Annotated in this window: 15 protein-coding genes; 4 read left to right on the top strand and 11 right to left on the bottom strand. The window is 60.3% G+C overall.

Going from position 1 to position 17,774, the window contains the following annotated elements; translation table 11 throughout:
- Position 1: 1 nt before the first annotated feature.
- Positions 2-724: a response regulator transcription factor gene (locus PL640_RS17055; protein ID WP_010973515.1), complete on the top strand. Its 723-nt coding sequence runs from the start codon at positions 2-4 to the stop codon at positions 722-724.
- A 3-nt stretch (positions 725-727) separates the two neighbouring features.
- On the opposite strand, the gene PL640_RS17060 is transcribed toward PL640_RS17055, so the two are convergent.
- Together PL640_RS17060 and PL640_RS17065 are read right to left on the bottom strand one after the other, a co-directional pair.
- A complete protein-coding gene (locus tag PL640_RS17060; RefSeq protein WP_271362752.1) occupies positions 728-1,744 on the bottom strand; it encodes a DNA topoisomerase IB in 1,017 nt (338 codons plus the stop codon).
- A gap of 102 nt (positions 1,745-1,846) precedes the next feature.
- Positions 1,847-3,073, bottom strand: coding sequence for a PQQ-dependent sugar dehydrogenase (locus tag PL640_RS17065; protein ID WP_271362753.1), 1,227 nt, complete (start codon positions 3,071-3,073; stop codon positions 1,847-1,849).
- Positions 3,074-3,256: 183 nt separating this feature from the next.
- Here PL640_RS17065 and PL640_RS17070 point away from each other — a divergent pair, with 183 nt between their 5' ends.
- Positions 3,257-3,442, top strand: a complete 186-nt coding sequence (locus PL640_RS17070; protein WP_065116289.1) for a hypothetical protein — start codon at positions 3,257-3,259, stop codon at positions 3,440-3,442.
- Here PL640_RS17070 and PL640_RS17075 read toward each other — a convergent pair whose 3' ends face one another.
- The 3 genes from PL640_RS17075 to PL640_RS17085 are packed head-to-tail and all read right to left on the bottom strand — an operon-like array spanning position 3,443 to position 5,374.
- Positions 3,443-4,069: a class I SAM-dependent methyltransferase gene (locus PL640_RS17075; RefSeq protein WP_271362754.1), complete on the bottom strand. Its 627-nt coding sequence runs from the start codon at positions 4,067-4,069 to the stop codon at positions 3,443-3,445. It lies immediately after the preceding gene.
- A gap of 8 nt (positions 4,070-4,077) precedes the next feature.
- Entirely contained in the window at positions 4,078-4,746 is a 669-nt protein-coding gene (locus tag PL640_RS17080; RefSeq protein WP_271362755.1) for an RluA family pseudouridine synthase, read from the bottom strand.
- A 40-nt stretch (positions 4,747-4,786) separates the two neighbouring features.
- Positions 4,787-5,374 (bottom strand): IMPACT family protein, encoded by a 588-nt coding sequence (locus PL640_RS17085; RefSeq protein WP_271362756.1) that lies wholly within the window; start codon positions 5,372-5,374, stop codon positions 4,787-4,789.
- Positions 5,375-5,426: 52 nt separating this feature from the next.
- Here PL640_RS17085 and PL640_RS17090 point away from each other — a divergent pair, with 52 nt between their 5' ends.
- Positions 5,427-6,671 carry a TIGR03862 family flavoprotein gene (locus tag PL640_RS17090; protein ID WP_309578129.1) on the top strand — a complete coding sequence of 415 codons (1,245 nt, stop codon included), beginning with the start codon at positions 5,427-5,429 and terminating at the stop codon, positions 6,669-6,671.
- On the opposite strand, the gene PL640_RS17095 is transcribed toward PL640_RS17090, so the two are convergent.
- From PL640_RS17095 to PL640_RS17105, 3 genes are all read right to left on the bottom strand, one after another.
- Positions 6,663-7,724, bottom strand: coding sequence for a quaternary amine ABC transporter ATP-binding protein (locus PL640_RS17095; RefSeq protein WP_269701579.1), 1,062 nt, complete (start codon positions 7,722-7,724; stop codon positions 6,663-6,665). The genes PL640_RS17090 and PL640_RS17095 overlap by 9 nt on opposite strands.
- The gene (locus PL640_RS17100; RefSeq protein ID WP_142842493.1) at positions 7,717-8,604 is read right to left on the bottom strand and encodes an ABC transporter permease; all 888 of its coding nucleotides are present in this window, start codon (positions 8,602-8,604) and stop codon (positions 7,717-7,719) included. The genes PL640_RS17095 and PL640_RS17100 overlap by 8 nt, the downstream gene beginning before the upstream one ends.
- 228 nt (positions 8,605-8,832) lie before the next feature.
- Entirely contained in the window at positions 8,833-9,831 is a 999-nt protein-coding gene (locus tag PL640_RS17105; protein WP_271362758.1) for an ABC transporter substrate-binding protein, read from the bottom strand.
- A 374-nt stretch (positions 9,832-10,205) separates the two neighbouring features.
- On the opposite strand from PL640_RS17105, the gene PL640_RS17110 reads away from it, so the two are divergent.
- Positions 10,206-13,181: a PAS domain-containing protein gene (locus PL640_RS17110; RefSeq protein ID WP_271362759.1), complete on the top strand. Its 2,976-nt coding sequence runs from the start codon at positions 10,206-10,208 to the stop codon at positions 13,179-13,181.
- 23 nt (positions 13,182-13,204) lie between these two features.
- Here the strand turns inward: PL640_RS17110 and PL640_RS17115 are convergent, their stop codons facing one another.
- From PL640_RS17115 to PL640_RS17125, 3 genes are all read right to left on the bottom strand, one after another.
- The gene (locus PL640_RS17115) at positions 13,205-14,149 is read right to left on the bottom strand and encodes a 2-hydroxyacid dehydrogenase (protein ID WP_271362760.1); all 945 of its coding nucleotides are present in this window, start codon (positions 14,147-14,149) and stop codon (positions 13,205-13,207) included.
- A gap of 244 nt (positions 14,150-14,393) precedes the next feature.
- On the bottom strand, positions 14,394-16,742 hold the full coding sequence (locus PL640_RS17120) for a polysaccharide biosynthesis tyrosine autokinase (protein WP_142842488.1): 2,349 nt from the start codon (positions 16,740-16,742) through the stop codon (positions 14,394-14,396).
- A gap of 108 nt (positions 16,743-16,850) precedes the next feature.
- Entirely contained in the window at positions 16,851-17,756 is a 906-nt protein-coding gene (locus PL640_RS17125) for a UTP--glucose-1-phosphate uridylyltransferase (RefSeq protein WP_142842487.1), read from the bottom strand.
- Positions 17,757-17,774 lie beyond the last annotated feature (18 nt).

A 17,774-nucleotide genomic window follows, 5' to 3' on the forward strand; every position in this document is an offset into this window, starting at 1 on the left:
TATGGACGTGCTGATCGTCGAGGACGATGCGCTGCACCGCGCCTATCTGAATGAGGCCGTGCGTGCCGCCCTGCCGGAATGTGACAAGGTACTGGAGGCAGCCAACGGCAGAACCGGCGAAAAGCTGGCGCGGGAGAACCGGGCGGCCCATATCGTCATGGATTTGCAGATGAACGAGCGCAACGGCATCGAGGCGGCGCGCACCATCTGGAAGGAGAGGCCGGATACCCGCATCCTGTTCTGGTCCAACTATTCCGACGAGGCCTATGTGCGCGGCGTTTCCCGCATCGTGCCGGAGGGCGCGGCCTATGGTTACGTGCTGAAATCGGCCTCCGATGACCGGTTGCGGCTGGCGCTGCGCAGCATCTTCATCGAGGCGCAATGCGTGATCGACCGGGAAGTGCGCGGCCTGCAGGAAAAGAGCCTCGGCAAGGCGCATGGCTTTACCGATTCCGAATATGAAATCCTTGTCGATGTCGCGCTCGGCCTCACCGACAAGGCAATTGCGCGCCGCCGCAATCTGTCGCTGCGCAGCGTGCAGAACCGGCTGCAAAGCCTCTATGAAAAGCTGAACGTGCATCAGGCGCCGGGTGATGACGATGCGGAAGGCCGGTATAATCTTCGAACCCGCGCCGTCACGGTGGCATTCCTGCGCAAGCTTTTGAATTATAGCGCGCTGGAAAGGGCCGAGCGGGAACTGGCGGAGTGGGCGGGTAGCCGCTGAGCCTCACGGCAGGAAGGCAAGCAGCCGTCTTTCATCCGCCCTGAGGCCGGAGACGGGCTTTGCCCCGACTTTCAAAATGCGGCCAAGCTTTTTCTGTGCCTTTTCCTCCGTCGCAATTTCGAGCACGGCAGGGTGCACGTAACTTTTGCGGCAGATGGCGGGGGTATTGGAAAGCTCAGTCGCTGCCGCCTGGCACATGCCCTTTATGCTTGGTTTTTCCCCTGCCGCCACGTGCTCCATCGCATCGCAGAAGGCCGCAAGCGTACCGCCCCAGGTGCGGAAGGTCTTGGCGGAAATACCGGCTCCGCCGGTGCGGGAAAGGTAAGCGTTGAGATCGCTGGAATCGACCGAATGCACCCGGTTTTCGCTATCCTGCCAGACGAAGAGCTCCTTGCCGGGCAGATCGGCGATTTCCTCGAGGATTTTCTGAAGGCGAGGGTGGCGCAGTTGCCGCTTCACTTTTTGCCCGCCCTTGGCGGCGAAGCGCAATTCGATGGTTTCACCGAAGGAGACGTGCCGTTTGAGCAGGGTCGTCGCGCCATAGGTGCCGTTGGTTTCGAGATAGGAGCGGTTGCCGACACGCAGATAGGCGGCGTCGAGAAGGAGGGTGAGCGCTGCCAGCGTCATTTCCTCCCCATGGTCCTGCTTGCCAATATCGGCTATCGCGCGGCGACGAATGGCGGGCAACGCCTTGCCGAAACTCTTGAGCTGGAAGAATTTCGTCTCGCCACGCAGCGCATGCCAGTCGGGATGATACCGATATTGTTTTCGCCCACGCGCATCAAAGCCGGTGGCCTGTAAATGTCCTGATGGATCGATGCATATCCACACGTCCCGGTAGGCGGGTGGCACGCCGAGCGATTTGATGCGCTTCAGTTCGATACCGTCGGAGAGAAGTTCGCCGCCCGGCAGTCGGTAGCAGAAACCGCGCCCGCGCCTTTCGCGGGCTATCCCCGGTTCCTGATCGTTGACATAGGCAAGTCCGATTTTGGCAAGAAGGCGGGTGGGCGGTTGTGGCATGGTTTTTTCCGGCAGGTTTCACGCTGCGGCAAACGAAAAACAGGCCGCCTTCGTTCCGGCGGCCTGTTGCTTTGATCATCAGTTTTTGCAGCCGATCGTTTTTCAGCTGGCTTTGGCAATCCGGACAATCTGTGAATTGCCGCCCCGCTGTTCGGTTGCGGCATAAACTGCGCCATCCGGCCCGATCTTGACGTCGCGGATGCGCGCTTCGAGCGGTAGCCGGCTTTCGGTCGCGACCTTGTCGCCATCGATATGCAGGATGACGAGACCCTGGCTCACCAGACCACCGACAATGAAGGCGCCCTTCCATTCGGGAATCTGGTCGCCGCCATAATAGGCCATGCCGGAAGGGCCGATGACCGGGTCCCAATAATAGACCGGCTGTTCCATGCCTTCCTTGGCGGTGGTGCCTTCGCCAACCGACCGGCCGCTATATTCGACGCCGTAGGTGATGACCGGCCAGCCGTAATTGAGGCCCGCTTTCGGCATGTTCAGCTCATCGCCGCCCTTCGGGCCATGTTCCACGGTCCAGAGCCTGCCCTCTCCATCAAGTGCTGCGGCCTGCAGGTTGCGGTGGCCATAGCTCCAGATTTCCGGCAGCGCATTCTGCTGGCCGGCGAAGGGGTTGCCCTCAAAAGCCTTGCCTTCGGCATCAATGCGGAAGACCTTGCCAAGACCACTCGACAGATCCTGGGCCTGCACGCGCGGCGTCGCATCCGAACGTTCGCCGACGGTGACGTAAAGTTCGTTGTCAGGGCCGAAGACGAGGCGCGAGCCGAAATGCTTGTCGCCGTCATAGGTGGGCATCTGGCGGAAAATCACCGAAACATCTTCCAGTTTTGCCGCACCGCCATCTTCGCTCAGCTTGGCTGAGGCGACGGAGGTGCCGTTGCCGCCATCCCGTGGTTCGGAGAAGGAAAAGAAGATTTTACGCGATGTCTCGAAATCGGGAGCCAGCGCGATGTCGAGAAGACCACCCTGTCCAGCGGATGCCACCTCAGGCACACCCTCTATCGCGGGGCCTGCCGTGCCATCAGCGACGATATGCATGGCGCCTTCCTTGGCGGCGACGATCATGCGGCCATCGGGCAGGAATTCCATCGACCAGAGATGCGGCAGACCCTCGGCGACAACGGTTTTTTCAACGTTTGGCTGGGCGTCAGCCTGCGGCGCACGCGTCTGGCCCTCGAAAGCCGGCTTCTGATCCGGCGCATTGGCCCGTTTCGTCTCGGCAGCCGGGGCGGTCTGTGCATGGGCAGCGCCGGCAAGTGGCACGGCAAGCAGCGCACATAAGATCGTCGAACTCAGAAATCGGTTGTTGTGGAACATGGGTCTCCCTTCCTTCGTTTACGTCAGGCAGAGAACCATTTGGGGAGGATTTCGTTTCCTGCGAGAGTTTCAAGAAAACTTGATGAGGTCGTGTACTGTCGCACGCCCTTTTCTCATCCATGCGAATTGATAGGGAACCGGAAGCCCGCCGTCACGTTTGGCCTCTGTCAGACGGAGGACGCCATGCAAATCATCGACAACAAGACAATAAACGGGAACAGAACCAAGCCAATCCTGAACGTTGCGGAATTCTGCCGCCGTTACCGGCTGGACAAGGCGGAGGAGACGAGGCTCAGAAAGCTGTTCGGTGAGTTCGCCTCGCGGCATGAGCTCCTGATGAATGCGCAGCGCAAGCCGAGCTTCCGCTGATCATTCCTCGGGATCAAGAGATTTTCCGAAAATCATGAAGACATCATAACGGGTATTCTTGCCCATTATCTGATGCGACGGCTTGCGGATGCCCGGCATGGGCTCGGCGCGCAGCGGCCATTTCAGAACCACCCGCTTCGTTGCATGTTCAAGCGCCGCCTCCATAAGTTCCACCTGATCGGGATCGGAACCCACCAGTTCTCTCAGCACCCGCATCTCTTTTTTCACCAGCGCCGTGTTGTGGCGCGGCGGATGCATGGGATCAACGACCACCACCTCGGGTGACAGTTCCTGCAACAGCTGGCGTGAATCGCCCTGCAGCAGCGTCATGCGCGCAGCTGCCTCGGCATAGGCGCCGCCCGCTTCAAGGGCGCGGCGAATACCGTCCGCCAGATGGGCGTGCATGCCCGGTGAGCGTTCGATTAGGGTAACCTCCGCCCCGAGCGAGGCAAGCAGGAAGGCATCTCGCCCCAGCCCCGCCGTGGCATCGACGATTTTTGGCGTGCGGCCCTTGGTAAAACCGGCGGCTTTGGGCAGGGCCTGCCCGCGCCCCTCGCCGGAGCGGAAACGGTGCCCGACCGCACCGCCGACAAAATCCACCACGAAGCTTTCGTCTTGTTCTTTCATCGCAGGCCTCAGAACGGGCAGGGCACGGTATAGGTGACGTCGCGGCCATCGGGATGGCGGAAGCCGATCTCCTGCGCATGCAACATCAGGCGCGACGCGGCCGCGAGCGCCTCACCATCGGCATAAAATTCATCGCCGAGGATCGGATGGCCGAGCGCCTTCATATGTACCCGCAACTGGTGGGTGCGACCGGTGAGGGGCGTGAGTGCCAGCCTTGTCGCCGGAAGCGGCAATCGTTCCAGCACTCGCCACAGGCTTTGCGCCGGCTTGCCATTTTCGTGGTCCACGCGGTGGCGCGGTTTGTTATCGGGATCGATCGCCAGCGGCAGGTCCACCTCGCCCGCTTCATCCGCGACCGTACCCCAGACGACGGCCACATAGGATTTACGCGTATCACGGTTCTCGAACTGGGCGGCGATGGCGGCGTGGGCCCTGCGGTTCAACGACATCAGCACGATGCCTGATGTGTCCTTGTCCAGCCGGTTGATCATCAGCGCTTTCGGAAACTGCTTCTGCACCCGCGTCATCAGGCTATCGAAGAGCGCCGGATCGCGCCCCGGCACGGAGAGAAGCCCGCTCGGCTTGTCCAGCACCAGCAGATCATCATCCCGGTGGACAATGGTGAGCCAGGGTTCGAGCGGCGGATTGTAAACGGGGTTTGAAAGCTCAGATGACATGGCGCTTCCTTAGCACGAATCTCGCATTCGGACAGGCGTGCTAGTCCGGAATGTGCAGATTGACGCGCCCGCTGGTCAGGTCGCTTAAAAGCCGGGTGAGCCGTTCGGCTTCCCCGGCCGGAACCGAGAGCAGCATATCCGCACCGGTGCCGGTGAAGTCTTCCGTCTCCAGCCGCAGGTTCTGCGTGGCGGCAAGGCGGGATTTTACGAGCGCCAGATCGGAGAAGGGGCAGCTCAGCGTGGCACTGACATAGGCGATGACCGGCGAGGTCTCACCAAGGCGAAGGCAGGCTGCCGCCGTGCCGCCATAGGCGCGCATCAGGCCACCGCTGCCGAGCAGGATGCCGCCGAACCAGCGGATGACGAGAACGGCGACATTATCCAGCTGTTGGCCGTCAATGGCCTGAAGGATCGGCTTCCCAGCCGTCCCCGAGGGTTCCCCGTCATCGCTGAAACGATAGGTCTGACCGGTGCGCCATGCCCAGCAATTGTGGTTGGCATCAAGGTCCGAATGCGCCACGAGGAAGCTCTTTGCATCTTCCTCGCCGGTTATCGGCGCGGCAAAGGCGATGAAGCGGCTTTTCTTGATATCCTGTGAAAAGGTAACGGGGTGGTCGAGCGTGAACATGGCGGTTCAATATCGCATATATTCACATACGGAAATCGGTATAAGGCTCTCAATGGCGAAGATGGTGATGGAGAGGGTTTTGGCAAAGGCGAGGCAGGTCGCGATTGTTGGCGGTGGGCCGGCGGGGCTGATGGCGGCCGAAATGCTCTCGGCCGCAGGCCACACCGTGACAGTGTTCGAGGCGATGCCAACCGTGGCGCGTAAATTGCTGATGGCTGGAAAATCCGGCCTCAACATCACCCATGCCGAAGATTACGACAGTTTCCGCCATCGTTTTGGCGATGCCGAACCGACGCTGCGCGCCGCTCTCGATGATTTCACGCCTGGCATGCTGCGTGACTGGGCGCATGGGTTGGGGCAGGAGACTTTTGTCGGCACATCGGGCCGGGTGTTCCCAAAGGCCATGAAAGCCTCGCCGTTGCTGCGCGCCTGGCTCGCCCGGCTGGAAGCGCAAGGGGTTACCATCAGGACACGGCATCGCTGGACAGGCTTTTCCGGCGATCAACTGGTTTTTGAGACGTCGGCAGGCGCGGTTGAAGTTAAGGCCGATGCCGTGCTTCTGGCGCTCGGCGGCGCAAGCTGGCCGCGTCTTGGGTCCGATGCCGCATGGGTTCCGGCGCTGGTGGCCAAAGGCGTGGAGTTTTCTCCGTTCCGTCCCGCCAATTGCGGATTCGACGTTGAATGGAGCGATGTCTTCCGCCAGCGTTTTGCCGGTGAGGCGGTGAAATCCACCATTACCATTTCACCGGCCGGAGCGTTTCAGGGCGAGTTCGTGATCACGAAACACGGCATTGAGGGTAGCGTGGTTTATGCCCATTCCGCCGCCCTGCGCGACCGGCTGGAACAGGCCGGCAAGGCCTCGCTCACCGTTGATCTTGCCCCCGGACGCACGGTGGAGCGCCTCAGCCGGGATCTGGCGAAGCTCGGACGGAAGGAGAGTTTTGCAAACCGCATGCGCAAGGCGGCTGGTCTCTCCGCCGTCAAGGTCGGGCTGCTGCGGGACATCTTTCCCGATATTGCGGCCATGCCGGATGATTTCGTCGCAGCGAGAATGAAACATGCGGAAATACCGCTTCTGAGACCTAGGCCGATCGCCGAGGCAATTTCATCGGCAGGCGGTATCGCCTGGGGTGGCCTCGATGCAAATTACATGCTGCAAAAGCTCCCCGGCATATTCGCTGCCGGGGAAATGCTGGACTGGGAAGCGCCGACCGGCGGTTACCTGCTGACCGCCTGTTTTGCCACCGGCAAGGCGGCGGCGAATGGAATGGCCAGGTGGTTTGAAAGCTCAGCCTGACAGCCGTTCCGCCATCCCCGCTTCCTCGCCGGAGGCAGTTCTGACAAGGCAGCGCATGATGGCATCCGTGGTAACGGAGCCAAGCACCTTGCCGTTTTCCCCCACGACCACAGCGCTGCCGACATTTTCCCGCACGAGGGCGCGCAGGCCTTCCTCAACGGTCATGTCCGCATCGAGCTGAAGCCGCGACTGGCCGGAGAACTCCGGCTGGACAATGGCGCCGAGGCGGATGACCCGGCCGCGATTGACCTCTTCCACGAAGGCCTCGATATAGCTGTCGGCCGGCGACATGACGATTTCCGCCGCCGTGCCCTGCTGGATGATTTCGCCGTCACGCAGAATGGCGATCTTGTCGCCCAGCCGCAGCGCCTCATCGAGATCGTGGGTGATGAAGACCACCGTCTTCTTCAATTCTTTCTGCAACTCCAGCAGTACCGTCTGCATGTCGACACGGATGAGCGGATCGAGCGCTGAATAGGCTTCGTCCATCAGCAGGATTTCGGCATTGTTGGTCAGCGCCCGGGCAAGGCCAACGCGTTGCTGCATGCCGCCGGAAAGCTGGTTCGGATAATGGCTGGAAAATCCCTCCAGCCCCACGCGCCGGATCCAGACTTCGGCGCGCTCTTCCCGCTCGCGCTTGTCGATGCCCTGCACTTCAAGACCGTAGACGACATTCTGCAGCACGTTGCGATGTGGTAGGAGGCCGAATTTCTGGAACACCATCGCTGTCTTGTGGCGGCGGAACTCCAGGAGTTCCGCTTCGTTCAGGCGACAGACATCGGTTCCGCCGTAGAGGATTTCGCCGGCCGTCGGGTCGATCAGCCGGTTGACGTGGCGGATCAGCGTCGATTTGCCGGAGCCGGAAAGGCCCATGATGACGGTGATCTGTCCGCCCGGCATGGTGATGTTGATATCACGCAGGCCGAGCACATGGCCATGTTTGGCGTTGAGTTCCGTCTTGGACATGCCGGCCTTGACGGGTTCGACATAGTCCGCCGCCTTGGAGCCGAAAATCTTGTAGAGGCTTCGAATTTCGATCGATTGACTAGCCATGCGCCACTTCCCGGTGTTTTTGCAGGCGAAGGCCATAGGCCTGGCTGATGCGGTCGAAGATGATGGCGATGCCGACAATGGCAAGCCCGTTGAATACGCCGAGCGTGAAATACTGGTTGGCGATGGCCTTCAGCACCGGCTGGCCGAGGCCCTGCACGCCGATCATGGAGGCGATGACGACCATGGCAAGCGCCATCATGATGGTCTGGTTGATACCGGCCATGATGGTGGGCAGCGCCAGCGGCAGCTGCACCTTGAAAAGCTTCTGGCGCTTCGAAGAACCGAAAGCGTCCGCCGCCTCCAGCACGTCACGGTCGACCATGCGGATGCCGAGATTGGTGAGCCGGATCATCGGCGGAATGGCGTAGATCACGACGGCGATGACACCGGGCACGCGGCCGATGCCGAGCAGCATGACGACGGGAATGAGATAGACGAAACTCGGCATCGTCTGCATCACGTCGAGAACGGGATTGACCACATTCTGCAGGCGGTTGGAGCGCGCCATGGCGATGCCGATCGGCAGGCCGATGACGATGGATAGCACGGCGCAGACAAAGATCATCGAAATCGTCTTCATCGTGTCTTCCCACATGCCGAACCAGCCGATGGCGAAGAGAATACCGCAACAGAGGGCAACAATGGTGGCGCTGCGGCTGGCGAACCAGGCGAGCACGCCGACAATAAGAATAACGACCGGCCAGGGCGCGCCGATCAAAAGCCTTTCCGCCCAGATGAGGAAGCTCTGAAGGGGCGTGAACAGCCCCTCTATCGCGCTGCCATAGGTTCGGGTAAATGCCCGGAACCCCTCGTCGATGACTTTTTTCAGCGCACGCAGGGCATCATCATTCATGGCCGGAAATTTGAAAAGCCATTCCATATCCTGTTCTCCATGACGAACCGGAGGCGGGGATCAATATCCCCTGCGCTCCGGGAGTAAAATCGCCAGAGCGCTGCCCGCATCGTCGGTGACGTCAGGCCGGACGCTCTATTCCTGTGGAACCGGCGCATCGTGCTTTTTTGAGAACCGGCTGGTTTTCAGTCATCGATGTGGTTCGGCGCCGCCTCTGGCGGACGCCGGTTGCCGGGCAGATATGCCGGGCCGACCTTAAAGGGCGGCCTTGACCTTTTGTGCGACTTCAGGAGACACCCAGCCGGTCCAGAGCGCTTCGTTTTCCTTCAGGAATTGCTTGGCACCATCTTCGCCGGTCGCCTGATTGTCGGTCATCCAGGCAATCAGCTTGTTGACGGTAGCGTTGGTCCAGGCGCGCTTGTTCAGATAGTCCATGGCCGGGCCGGCACGGTCGGCAAAAGTCTTGCTGACCAGCGTCTGGACATCGTCCACCTGCCAGGCGTTCGGCTTGGGGTCTGCACAGTCGGCAATCGAAGTGCAGCGTTTCCATTCGGCCGCATCATATTCCGTGCCGAAACCCAGCTTCACCATCTCATATTTGCCGAGCAGCGAGGTTGGCGCCCAATAATAACCGACCCATGGCTGCTTGGCTTCGTAAGCCTTGGCGATGGAGCCGTCGAGACCGGCGGCAGAACCCGTATCGATGAGGGTGAAGCCGGCCTTTTCACCACCGAACGCCTTGAACAATTGCGCGGTGACAACCGTGCCGCCCCAGCCCTGCGGGCCATTATAGACGGCGCCCTTCGCCTTGTCCTCGGGGGAGGGGAAGAGTTCGGGATGCTTGAAGAGGTCCGGAATGGTCTTGAGATCGGGATTGGCGTCGGCCAGATATTTCGGAATCCACCAGCCCTGGACGGCGCCATCCGACAGGATCTTGGCGGCTGCGACAACCTTGCCGCCTTCGAGCCCCTGCTTGACGATTTCCGGCTGCAGGCTGACCCAGGCTTCGGGGGCGATGTCCGGCTGGCCCTTTTCGGCCATGGAGGTCAGGGTTGGTACGGTGTCGCCGGTGACGATTTCGGCGGAACATCCATAGCCATTTTCAAGAATGAATTTATCGAGATTGGCGGCGACTTCGGCGGATTGCCAGTTCATGCTGGCAATGGTCACGCTTCCACAGTCGGCGGCAAAGGCTACGCCGCCTGAAAAGGCGAAGCCGGCGGAAAGTATTGTGGCACCCAAAAGTATTTTCATTGTTGTTCCCTCTGGTCGCGGTGTGGCGAAGACCCGCGTGCAAACGGCACCGCGACCGTCAGCACGCGTATTGAGCGTTAATAATTGCTCTGTTGCCATCCCGTTTGCGGCAATTTCTGGCGTATTGAGGATGGCAATTGTCAATCAATTGCCCGGCAAATGCCTGCTGCGGCGGGTGCAGGTGCTAAATTTGCGACATCGGGCGGCGATGTTCCGCAGCCTCGCCGGATGCACCGGCTGACGTGGTGTAAAAAAATGGAACTTTTCCGAAATTTCGAAAAGTCGGGAACAATAAATGGAAGTTTTTGTTTTCTTGGACTTTTATCCGGTTGTGTATTACGGGAGATTTCCTCTCGGTTTTTGTGGTGATGTGAATGACCAATCTTCGTGCTGCCCCGGTATGGCCGATCGGTGGCGGTGAAACGGGCGAACTTGTGCGCCGCTTTGACTGGTCGAAGACATCGCTCGGGCCTATCTGCGACTGGCCGCAAAATCTGAGGCAAAAAGCCAATTCCGTCGTTAATTCTCCCATTCCGCAGGTGCTGATGTGGGGTGCGGATCACGTGATGATCTATAATGACGGTTATGCGGAGATCGCCGGCAACTATCACCCTCGGGCGCTGGGACAAACCGTGCCCGGCATCTGGCCGGAAATATGGGACTGGAACAGCCGCATTCTGGAAGCCGGCTTTCGCGGTGAGGTCATGGCCTATCGTGACCAGCCGATGACGCTGATGCGCAATGGCCTACCGGAAGAGGTCATCTTCGACCTGTTTTACACGCCGATCTATAATGAGGGCGGGTCGGTGGACGGTGTTTTATGCACCGTGCTTGAAAACACCGACAAGGTGAAGGCGGTGGAGGCGCTGGAGCAGAGCCGCAAGGAACTGAGCCGGCTTACCAACGCCCTTCCGATCCTGGTGGGATATGTCGATCGCGACTATGTCTATAAATTCGCCAATGACGGTTATCTGGAATGGTTCGGCCGCAGCGCCGAAGAGGTGATCGGCCGCAGCGTTCCCGAAATCGTCGGCGAGGCGTTTTTCGAGGCGCGACGGGCCTATCTCGACCGGGCGCTTGCCGGTGAAAAGATTGTTTCTGATACCTCGATCCGCAGGCCGGACGGCACCACCCGCGCCGCTGAAATCCGTTATATTCCGCGCTACATCGCCGATGGCTCGATCGACGGCATCTATGTGCTGATCATCGATATCGAGGACCGCAAGCGGTCCGAGCAGGAAATCCTGCTCAGCAACAATCGCTTCCGTGCGGCGGTGGATGCCGTGCATGGCGTGTTGTGGACCAATAGCGCCGATGGCAGGATGCTGGGGGAGCAGCCCGCCTGGGGCGCGCTGACCGGCCAGAGTTTTGAGGAATATCAGGGTGCCGGCTGGGTTGAGGCGGTTCATCCTGACGACCGTGAACATTCGCTCGAAAGCTGGAAAAAGGCGGTTTCCGCCAGGGACACCTATGTGTGGGAACATCGCGTGCGCCGTCATGACGGCGTCTACCGCACCTTTGCGATCCGCGGCGTGCCGATTTTCGACAAGGCCGGTGCCATTGCCGAATGGGTGGGTGTCCACACCGATATTACCGAACAGCGACGGGCGGAAAATACGCTCAAGGAACATGCCAGCAATCTCGAGCGCGAGATACGCCATCGCATCCGGGCGGAAGAGCAGCTTCGCCAGTTGAACGAAGGCCTCGAAGCCCGCGTCGAAACGGAAATGGCCGAACGTCGCCAGACCGAAAGAGCCTTGCAGCAGGCGCAGAAAATGGAGTCCATCGGCCAGCTGACCGGCGGCGTGGCGCATGATTTCAACAATCTGCTTCAGGTGATTGCGGGCAATCTGCAATTGCTGTCGAAGGATGTGATCGGCAATGAACGGGCCGAGCGGCGGCTGGAAAACGCGCTTGCCGGCGTCCATCGCGGCGCAAAGCTCGCCAGCCAGCTTCTGGCCTTCGGGCGGCGTCAGGCGCTGGAACCGCGTGTCATCAACATCGCCCGTTTTGTCACCGGCATGGATGATCTGCTGCGCCGTTCACTCGGCGAGGCGATCGAGGTGGAGGTCATCACCTCAGGCGGCCTGTGGAACACCTATGCCGACCCCAACCAGGTGGAAAATGCGCTGCTCAACCTGGCGATCAATGCGCGCGATGCCATGGAAGGGCACGGCAAGCTGACGATCGAGGTCGGCAATGCGGTTCTCGATCGTGATTATGCCCGCAAACATTCGGAGGTTTCGGCGGGTCAATATGTCATGCTCGCCGTCACCGACACCGGCTCCGGCATGTCGCCGGAAATTCTGGAAAAGGTCTTCGAGCCGTTCTTTTCCACCAAACCGGAGGGCAAGGGCACTGGCCTTGGCCTCTCGATGGTCTATGGTTTTGCGAAACAGTCCAGTGGCCACGTCAATATCTACAGTGAGCTGGGGCAGGGCACGACGGTCAAGATGTATCTGCCGCGCTCGGCTGCCGACGAAGACCGTGAAGTGGTGGTGCATACCGGTCCCGTCGAGGGCGGAACGGAAACCATCCTTGTCGTTGAGGATGACGAAGAGGTGCGCAGCACGGTTGTCGAGACGCTGAGCGATCTCGGTTACCGCGTACTCACCGCTCGCGATGCGCAGGCGGGTCTGACGGTGGTGGAAAGTGGCATCCCGATCGATGTCATCTTCACCGATGTGGTTATGCCGGGGCCTTTGAAAAGCCGGGAAATGGCGCGCCGCGCGCAGGAGCGACTGCCCAATCTCGCCGTTCTCTTTACCTCGGGTTATACGGAAAATTCCATCGTGCATGGCGGCAAGCTGGATGCCGGGGTGGAACTTCTCTCCAAGCCCTATACGCGCGAAGCGCTGGCGCGGCGCATCCGCCACGTCATCGCCAATCGCAAACAGGTTTCGTCGTCAAAGGCACGGGCGGCATCTGCGCCAGGTCATTCAAAGCCAGCCGAAGCTGCGCGACCCTCGAAAAATAAAAACAGCGCGATACGCGTCCTTCTGGTCGAAGACGACGAATTGATCCGGATGAATTCGTTGGAGATGCTGTCCGATAGCGGCTTCATCGTCGTTGAGGCCGGAAATGCGGCACAGGCGCTGAAGGTGGTCGAGGCGGAACATATTGATGTTCTCGTCACCGATATCGGCCTGCCAGACATGAAGGGGGGCGAACTGGCGGTGGAGGCCCTGCACCGCAAACCAGGCCTGGCCGTGGTTTTTGCGACGGGCGATAGCCATCTGCCCGAAGGTGCGCCGGAAAATGCGGTACTGCTGACCAAGCCCTATGACGAACAGCAGATCATCTCGGCTGTCGAATTGGCCCATGCGGGCGGAACGGTGGCGGCCGAATAAGCCGCCCGTCGTTTCTTGCGGGATCAGTAACCACGCGCCATATCCACCGTTTCCGGCAGCGAACCTGTTTCGCGCCATGTGCGAACATTGCCGGCAACGATCCGGGCTGAACTTTCGCGGCTTGTCGGCGCGGAAATGTGCGGCAGGACGGTGACTTTCGGGTGCTGCCAGAAGGCGGAAGAGGCGGGCAATGGTTCCTGCTCGAAAACATCGAGAACGGCATGTGAAAGCCTGCCGGAATCGAGCGCCGCAATCAGGTCTTCGGCAATGATGACTGCACCCCGGGCGAAGTTGATGAGCGCCGCGCCGTCTTTCATCGCGGCAAGACGGCCGGCATCGAGAAGGCCGCGTGTTGCATCGGTGAGCGGCACGAGGCAGACGAGAATGTCGCTTTTTTCCAGCAGTGCCTGCAGCCCGTCATCGCCGGTCAGCGTTTCCACGCCGTCGATCGCCTTGGCCGAGCGGCTCCAGCCCGCAACGTTGAAACCCGCATGACTTAGGCGTTCCGCAGCAGCGGTGCCAAGCGCACCGAGGCCGAGAAGGCCGATGGTCATCTCGCGCGGATGGCGATAGTCGAATTCCTGCCAGAGCGCCTTCTGCTGGTTGTCGCGATAGGCCGGCATGTCGCGTTGCAGATAATAGGTCCAAGCCAGCACGGCTTCGGCCATGACGCGCGAAAGCTCCGGATCCTTCAGCCGGACGATGGGCGGCGCCTTGTTGCCCAGTTCCAGCACCAGCCGCTCGACGCCCGCCCAGAGGCTGTGAATCCATGTCAGGCCCGGCAATGCGGCAATGTCGGCCGGATCGGGATTGGCGACGATGGCGAAATCCACGGCCCCTCTCTGTTCGTTGGTCAATTCGGAAAAGGAGAGGATTTCCTCCTGCGGCATGGCGGCACGAAGCGCATGCTTCCAGACGGCTTCCGCTTCCGCATTCATCCGCGAAACAAAGGCGATGGGTGATGACATGAAACTGGTCCTGCTTGCGATTTTAGCTTCACGCCATCAATGCGCAATTTCGGCGGGCAATACCATGGCTGGAATGGGGGAATTTGTGATTCTTCCGTCACTCCGGACTTCATCCGGCATTCAGCCGCCGCGCGTCTGCGCGGCGAGCAGAGTTTTTCAGCCCAAGGACTTGGGCTGGCTGGACCCCGGCTCGGGGGCCGGGGTGACGGAGTGGGGATGCAACCGGCCTGTTAAATCTCAACCATTACGCATTTTCCTTTACCGGCGGCTTTGCGTCGCCGTAATAGGCCGAGAAGCTCTCGTGATAATGCTCCGAGCCCCCTGGGCCGGCATAACGCTGCAATTCCGTCATGTCGGTCTTGTTGAGCACGATGCCCAGCGTCTTGTTGGCGATTTGCGGTTCGTTGGCCATCAGGTTCTGCACCATCTGGATCGGCGTCTTGCCCCATTCGGTGACGAAGACGAAACCGTCCACCTGCGGTGCAAAGGCCTTGGCGTCGATGACGGGGACGACGGGTGCAAGGTCGACGATGATGTAGTCGCAGGCCTCACGCGCCTGGTCGATGAATTTGCGCATGCCGGAAGAAGCCAGCAATTCGCTGGAATGGGCGAACTGGTTGCTGGTAGAAACCGGCAGGATGCCCATTTTCGTGCGCGTATCCACCTTCACGGCCTGTGTCCACGGAACCTCGTCGAGGACGACTTCCACCAGACCGGCGGATTGCCGTGTGGTCAGCATGCGGCTGAGGCCGGGATTGCGGATATCGGCATCCACCACCAGCGTGCGCTTGCCAGTGGAGGCGATCAGCCCGGCCAGATTGAGCGCCACGACCGACTTGCCTTCGTTCGGCAGGCAGGAAATGACACCGATGACCCGGCACTGGCGTTCCTGAATGACGACATCCGCCGTCAGTTTCACGTTGCGCAGGGTTTCCGCAAAGCTGGAGCGCGGGCTGTCGACCGCAAGGCGCAGCATCTTCTGGAAAGAGACCTGGCCGCTTTCATCAAGCGTGGCATTCTCGCCGCCGGGGGTGGCGGCGCTGGTGCCCGGTTTTGCTGTTTCCACGCCCCTTTCGCCGATAAACGGCAGGTAGCCCAGAAAACGCATGCGCAGATTGTCGCGCACATCGTTGCCGGTGTGGAAAAACCGGTCGCGGAATTCGAGAAGTGCTGCGATACCGCCGCCCAGCATCAGGCCGAGAATGACCGAAAGCGCCATGGTCATGGTCTTTTTCGGACTGGACGGCGCGGTCGGCAGACCGGCTTCGGAGATAATGCGGGCCTTTGCGATCGGCAGTGACTGCTTCTGCGAGGCTTCCTCGAAACGGCCGAGATAGGACTGGTAAAGCGTGCGCAGTGCGGTTGCGCGCTGCTCGAGCTCGCGCAATTGCACCATGGTGATATTGGCCTGCGAGTTGCGGCCCGCAACGCCTTCAATATTGTCGCGCAGCGACTGCACGCGGGAATTGGCAACGTCGTATTCGTTCTTCAGGCTGCCGGTCAGCTGCTGCAGTTCCTGATAGATCTGCCGCGAAACCTCTTTCTTCTCGGCGTCCAGCGCAACAGCCTGCGGATGGTCTGCGCCGAATTGCTGGACGATGCCCTGCTGCCGGTCGGAAATGGTGATGTAGCGTTTGCGAAGATCCTGAATAACCGAATTGTCGGTGTCGCGTGCGGAAACAACGGCGTTATCGACAGCCACGTCAGGTCCCCGGTCGATAATCGACTTATATTGGTTATAGCGGGCCGAGGCCGTTGCGGCATCCGCCTGAGCGGCAATCAACTGACCGTTCAGATCAGCAAGCTGGCCTTCCGACATCAGCTCGCCGCGCGAGGAGACGATGTTGTTGTCCGACTTGAATTTCTGTACCGCAAGCTCAGCCGCCTGGGCGCGCTGGTTAAGGTCGGTCATGCGCTCCTGCAACCATACCGAAGCGCGCTCGCTGGCGTCGAAATTGGCGTTCAGCTGTTCGGTAAGGTAGGCCTGCGCGTAGGTCTTGGCGATCTGCGCGGCCAGCTGGCGGTCGGTCGAGCGGGTGGAGATGGCAATGACCGAGCTGCGGCCGACGCGTTCCACTGTCAGCGACTGCTGCAGCACGGCAGCCGCCTTTTCGCGGCGTCCGGCGCGAATCGCGGCTTCGGATGCGGGTGGGTCGCCGGGCAGGACGAGATCAAGCACGCCGCGCACGGAGGATTTGACGAGTTCGACCGGCGACATCGGCGGATTGACGATGATGTCGTTCTCATCGAGCTTGGCCTTGTCGACCACGGTCAGCGCCATTTCCTTGGATTTAAGGATTTCCACTGCGCTGGCGATGCGGTTGTCGACGATCTGCGCGGCGGGCACCGGTGATTCCTCTTCCGCATAACGGGAAAGGCTTTCATCCAGCAGCACCTGCGTCATCGCGGTGTAAACGGGGGTCGCAAGCACCAGATAAAGGCCGGCCAGAACCACGGCGGCGATGACCGAAGCGGCAATGACATTGGCACGGCGCACCACGGCGGCCCACAGGCGGTCGAGGTCGATAAACGTGTCGGAATCCTTGCCGGATTCCGGAAAACCGATGTTGGATTTAAAGGTCTTGTGGTGCATGGACCTACCTTGTGAATTAAAAATGGTACGCGGGAAGCCGAGCCCTGGCTCGCCTTCCCGCCCCCCGTTATTGGTGCGCCAGCCGCCTCCCCGGCGGCGCGATTAAAGTCAGGCCGCCCGAACGCGGCTTTCGTGGTGTGCCACCAGTTCCTTCACGGAAGCGAGAACCTGCGCCTCCATGTCGGCGCGCATCAGCGAGAAAGCGACGTTGGCGGCGATGAAACCCTGCTTGCTGCCGCAGTCAAAGGTGCGACCACCATATTTCTGCGCATGGAAAGCCTGCTTTTCGGCAAGCCGCTTCATGCCGTCGGTCAGCTGGATTTCATTGCCCGCACCGCGTTCCTGCTTCGCAAGAATATCGAAGATTTCCGGCTGCAGAATGTAACGGCCATTCAGGTAATAATTCGAAGGCGCCTTGGATGGTTCCGGCTTTTCGACCATTTCGGTGACGGCGAAGCCATGATTGACCTTCTGGCCGACGCCAACGACACCATAGGACGAGACTTCTTCCGGCAGGCATTCCTCGACGCCGAGAATATTGCCGCCGACTTCGTCATAAAGCTCCATCAGCCCGGCAATGCAGCCGCGCGCACCATAGGAAACCATGTCAGGCAGAAGCAGGGCGAAAGGCTCCTTGCCCACCAGTTCACGCGCGCACCAGACGGCGTGGCCGAGACCGAGCGGCACCTGCTGGCGTGTGTAGCTCACCGTGCCGGCAACCGGCAGCATCTTTTCCAGCTGCAATACCTGCACCGTCTTGCCGGAGCGGGTGAGCGTATTGATGAGCTCCGGCGCGCTGTCGAAATAGTCTTCGATGGCGGTCTTGTTGCGGCTCGTCACGAAAATAATATGCTCGATGCCGGCCTGCATGGCCTCGTCGACAGCATATTGCACGACCGGCCGGTCGACGATCGTCAACATTTCCTTTGGCATCGCCTTGGTGGCGGGCAAAAACCGTGTGCCGTTGCCAGCTACGGGAATGACGGCTTTTCTGACAGTTTTGTTCAGGTCCATCGCGTTCTCCTTCATCAA

It is taken from the genome of Agrobacterium sp. ST15.16.024, from assembly GCF_027956545.1.
Taxonomy (GTDB): Bacteria; Pseudomonadota; Alphaproteobacteria; order Rhizobiales; family Rhizobiaceae; genus Agrobacterium; species Agrobacterium cucumeris.